We start from the raw sequence: 4,340 nt of genomic DNA on the forward strand, positions 1-4,340 counted from the left end.
CCCATCTCGTAGTCGAGGCAGGGGCGGTCGCGCCCCTCGTACTTGTGGTCCGAACAGCCGCGCAGCCGGTACTCGTCGCGGACCGCCTTCACCACGGTCTCGACGCGGCCCACGTCTGTGAACGGGCCGTACGCGACCGCGCCCGCCTCGGGGTCGCGGGTCACCTCGATCCGGGGCACCTCGTGGTCCGAGAAGGCGACCAACGGGTACGACTTGTCGTCCTTCAGCCGGACGTTGTACCGCGGGCGCAGCCGCTTGATGAGGTTCGCCTCGAGCAGCAGCGCCTGCGTCTCCGTGTCGGTGACCGCGAACTCGACCCGGTCGGCGCGCTCGACCATCCCTCGGATCCGGCCCGAGCGCGGGTCCGCGTACGACCGCACCCGGTCGCGGAGGTCGAGCGCCTTCCCGACGTACAGCGTCGTCTCCCCCGCCCGGAACTGGTAGACGCCCGGCTCCGTCGGGACGTCTCGGGCCCGCTCGCGCACCGCGCCGGCGTCCATCGGTCTCGGATCGCTGTAGCCGCCCGACGCCATTGAACGCTGCGGGGACGAGCCGAAGCGAGGTCACGGTCCGTTCATGTCACTTCGCGAACTGGGTAGTTATCAAACCTGAGTCACGGGGAGAACCGTTTATGCCGATGCTTGGGGGAGAGGGAAACAGATATGACGGGAGTTCGAGGGCTGTTACGGCGCGTGCTCGGGCGGGGAGGTGACTCCCGGTCGGTCCCCGACGGGGGCGTCGTCGTCGGGGAGCCCGCGGGGACGGACGACGCGACGGTCCCGGCCGGCGAGTCCGGTGGCCCGAGCGACGAGGAGTACAGCGTCACCGAGGCGGACGGCGTGGACCGGACCAAGACCTTAGGGGGTGCCGGCTTCGCCGAGGTGTTCAACGCCACGGGCGTCCCGACGTTCATCCTCGACACCGAGGGGAACGTCGCCGAGTGGAACGAGTCGCTCGCGGCGCTCACCGGCGTCGACCGCGCGGACGCCCTCGGCCACGACTACGCCTCGGAGCTATTCTACCCCGACGGTCGGCGCGCCGACACACTCGCGGACAAGGTGCTCGACGCGCCCGAGGACGCGGACGAGGTGTACGATGTCGAGCGGTCCGGATCGGCACGGATCCGCTACCGCGACACGAGCACGATGGTCGACCGCCACGGCGAGGAGAAGCACATCGAGTTCACCGCGACCCCGATGTACGACGGCGACGAGTTGGTCGGCGTGACTGAGGTCGTCATCGACCGCACCGAGAACGTCAACGAGCGCGAGGCGACGGCGGAGCTGGTCGCCGAGATCCGCCAGACCGCCGAGGAGATCGGGGAGGGAAACCTAGAGGCCCGCGCCGTCTGCCGCGAGGAGTGCGAAATTCTCAACGCAGAGCTGTTGAGCGTCATCGGCGTCGTAAACCGGATGGCGGAGAACCTCCAGACCCTCTCCGAGAGCGTCCACGAGAAGGCGCGCGACCTCGACGGCACCGTCGAGGAGGCGAGCGCCGCGGCAGCCGACATCGCCGAGAACGTCGACGAGCAGAACGAGCTCTTAGAGGAGAGCGTCTCGGAGATGCAGTCGTTCTCCGCGGGGATGGAGGAGGTCGCGGCGACGGCTGACCAGGTCGACTCCGCCGCGGTCGCGGCCGCCGACGCCGCCGACGAGGGGTTAGACGCCAGCGAGGACGCCCGCGAGGCGACCGAGGACGTGGTGGAGATCGGCGACGAACTCGTCGAGAGCGTCGGCGCGCTCTCCGAGCGCATGGACGACATCGAGGAGGTCATCGAGGTCATCTCCGACGTGGCCGAGCAGACGAACCTGCTCGCCCTGAACGCCAACATCGAGGCCGCCCGCGCCGGCGAGGGCGGCGACGGCTTCGCGGTCGTCGCTGAGGAGGTGAAGAAGCTCGCCGACGAGACCCGCGGCTACACCGAGGAGATCACGGAGAGCCTCGACAAGCTCCAGGCGCAGTCCGCGGAGACCACGACCGCGGTCGAGCGCTCGCACGACCGGATCGAGGACGCGGGCACCGAGATCGAGACGGTCCTCGACTCGCTCGAAGAGATCGCTGACGCGGTCGACGAGGCGGCCGCGGGCGTCGCGGAGGTCGCGCGCACCACCGACGACCAGGCGGCGACCGTCGAGGAGCTCACCTCGTCGCTGGAGGCGGTCCGCGAGCGCTCCGACCGCACCGAGGAGGCGACCGAACGCATCGTCGACGCCACCGACGACCAAGAGGCGGCCGTCGACGAGCTGATCGCCCGCGTCGAGCAGCTCGACGCGCGGTAATCCCGGCGCGCCCCGTCGCCTGCGACGACCCCTCGACCCCGTCCGCTTCTCCCGCGTTTCGTTCTCGCCCCGCCGAACGTTTAACCCCGCTCAACCCCCAGAATTCGTATGTCCGTTACGCCGCCCGGACCGCTGGGCGACCCCCTGTTCGGCAACGGTCGCCAGTTCGCCGACGACCCCTTCGGCTTCCTCCGCGCCTGCGCCGACAGCTACGGCGACGTGGTGCGGCTCGATCTCGGTCCCCGAGAGACGTACCTGCTCACGAACCCCGCCGACGTCGAGCGCGTGCTCGTCGCCGACGCCGAACGCTACCGCAAGCCGCAGTTCGGCGACGACGCGATGGACACGCTGCTCGGCGACGGCCTCCTGATGAGCGAGGGCGAGACGTGGCAACGCCAGCGCCGGCTGGCGAACCCCGCGTTCCACAACCGCCGGATCGGCGCGCTCGCCGGGGTGATGGCCGACCACGCCGAGTCGCACGTCGCGGACTGGGCGGACGGCGACGTCGTCGACATCCAGCTGGAGTTAGCGCGGCTCACCGTGAGGATCATCGTCACCGCGATGTTCGGCGCCGACATCGACGACGAGGAGGTGAAGACGGTCCAGGAGAACCTCGAACCGCTCGGCGCCCGGTTCGAGCCCGACCCGCGCCGGTACCTGATCCCCGACTGGGTGCCGACCCGCGAGAACCGCGAGTTCGACGCCGCGATCGACACGCTCGAATCGGTGATCGACGACATCGTCGCGCGCCGCCGCGGCACGGAGCGCGACCCGAGCGTCGACCCCGCCGGCCCGGACGGCACCGGCGTCCGCGGGCCGCCCGGCGACCCCGACGCGGATCTCCCGATGGACCTCCTCTCCGTCCTGCTCCGCGCCCGCGACCGCGGCGAGCAGACCGACGAGAACCTCCGCGACGAGCTGGTGACGATGCTGCTCGCCGGTCACGACACGACCGCGCTCGCGCTGACGTACACGTTCTACCTCCTCTCGAACCATCCCGAGGCCCGCGAGCGGGTCGAGAGCGAGGCCGAGGCGGCCGTGAGCAGCGGTCCCCTGACCGCGGCCGCGGTCCGCGACATGGACTACACCGAGCGCGTGCTCAACGAGTCGATGCGGCTCTACCCGCCGGTCTACACCCTGTTCCGCGAGCCGAAGCTCGACGTGAAACTGGGGGGGTATCGGATCCCGGAGGGCTCCGCGCTGATGGTGTCGCAGTGGGCGATCCACCGGTCCGGGCGCTGGTACGACGACCCCGAGGCGTTCGACCCCGACCGCTGGGCGCCCGAGCGCCGCAGCCAGCGCCCCCGGTTCGCCTTCTTCCCGTTCGGCGGCGGCCCGCGCCACTGTATCGGGAAGGCGTTCTCGCTGCTGGAGGCGAAGATCATCCTCGCGACCGTCTGCTCGCGGTTCGACCTCGACTACGAGGGGCCCGACCTCTCCCTGCGCGGATCGCTGACGATGCACCCGAACCACCCGGTGCCGATGCGGATCCGCGAGCGCTGAGGGATGGCCGGCGACGAGGCGGAGTCGTACTGCGCCCGCTGCGGCGAGCCCCTCTCGCGGGGCCTCGTCGCGGGCCAGCAGCGCGCCTGCTGTCTCAACGCGACTCCGATCGCCGGCGTCTGCCCGACCCACGGGCCGGTGGGGCCGCACCACGCGGTCGAGGAACCGAACGCGGTCGACGACGCGTAGCCGGTCCGACGGTAGTTTATTATTTATAAATCACTACCTCTTCGGCCGGCGCGTGCCTGCGAGCGGCCGACAGGCCGCGAGCCAGCACGCGCGAGGGAGTCGCCCGGCCGGAGCGAAGCGGGGGCCGGGCGACGAGGCTGGGGAGGCGTGAGGTGCGGTCGCGGTGCTGTCGGGTGGGGCTCGAAGGGGCAGCCGCGAGGACGAAGCACACCGACGTAAGCACTGGAAGGAGCGAGCGACTGAAGCGCGTGGTTCGAGAGAGCGAAGCTCTCTCGTCATCGCCAGAAATCAGAGATTTCTGGCTAGCAGTCAGAATCCGAAGGATTCTGACGACATCCCGAAAATCTCCGATTTTCGGGCGACAGCGAG

General features: G+C 70.2%; 4 protein-coding genes. 3 read left to right on the plus strand and 1 reads right to left on the minus strand.

Annotation, left to right across the window (positions count from 1 at the left end):
• A partial coding sequence (locus B9G38_RS14475) for a GIY-YIG nuclease family protein (RefSeq protein WP_158093833.1) occupies positions 1–500 on the minus strand: 500 nt, incomplete at its 3' end.
• 162 nt (positions 501–662) lie between these two features.
• On the opposite strand from B9G38_RS14475, the gene B9G38_RS14480 reads away from it, so the two are divergent.
• The 3 genes from B9G38_RS14480 (at position 663) to B9G38_RS14490 (ending at position 3,971) form a co-directional block, all read left to right on the plus strand.
• Positions 663–2,279 carry a methyl-accepting chemotaxis protein gene (locus tag B9G38_RS14480; protein ID WP_086220837.1) on the plus strand — a complete coding sequence of 539 codons (1,617 nt, stop codon included), beginning with the start codon at positions 663–665 and terminating at the stop codon, positions 2,277–2,279.
• Positions 2,280–2,387: 108 nt separating this feature from the next.
• Positions 2,388–3,782, plus strand: coding sequence for a cytochrome P450 (locus B9G38_RS14485; RefSeq protein WP_086220838.1), 1,395 nt, complete (start codon positions 2,388–2,390; stop codon positions 3,780–3,782).
• Between the two features lie 3 nt (positions 3,783–3,785).
• Positions 3,786–3,971, plus strand: coding sequence for a hypothetical protein (locus B9G38_RS14490; RefSeq protein WP_086220839.1), 186 nt, complete (start codon positions 3,786–3,788; stop codon positions 3,969–3,971).
• The last annotated feature ends 369 nt before the right edge of the window (positions 3,972–4,340 follow it).

The organism is Halorubrum sp. SD612, from assembly GCF_002135005.1.

Excerpts from the sequence above, each read along its gene's own strand:
- B9G38_RS14480 (WP_086220837.1), top strand. The coding sequence starts at position 663 with ATGACGGGAGTTCGAGGGCTGTTACGGCGCGTGCTCGGGCGGGGAGGT.
- B9G38_RS14485 (WP_086220838.1), top strand. The coding sequence starts at position 2,388 with ATGTCCGTTACGCCGCCCGGACCGCTGGGCGACCCCCTGTTCGGCAAC.
- B9G38_RS14490 (WP_086220839.1), top strand. The coding sequence starts at position 3,786 with ATGGCCGGCGACGAGGCGGAGTCGTACTGCGCCCGCTGCGGCGAGCCC.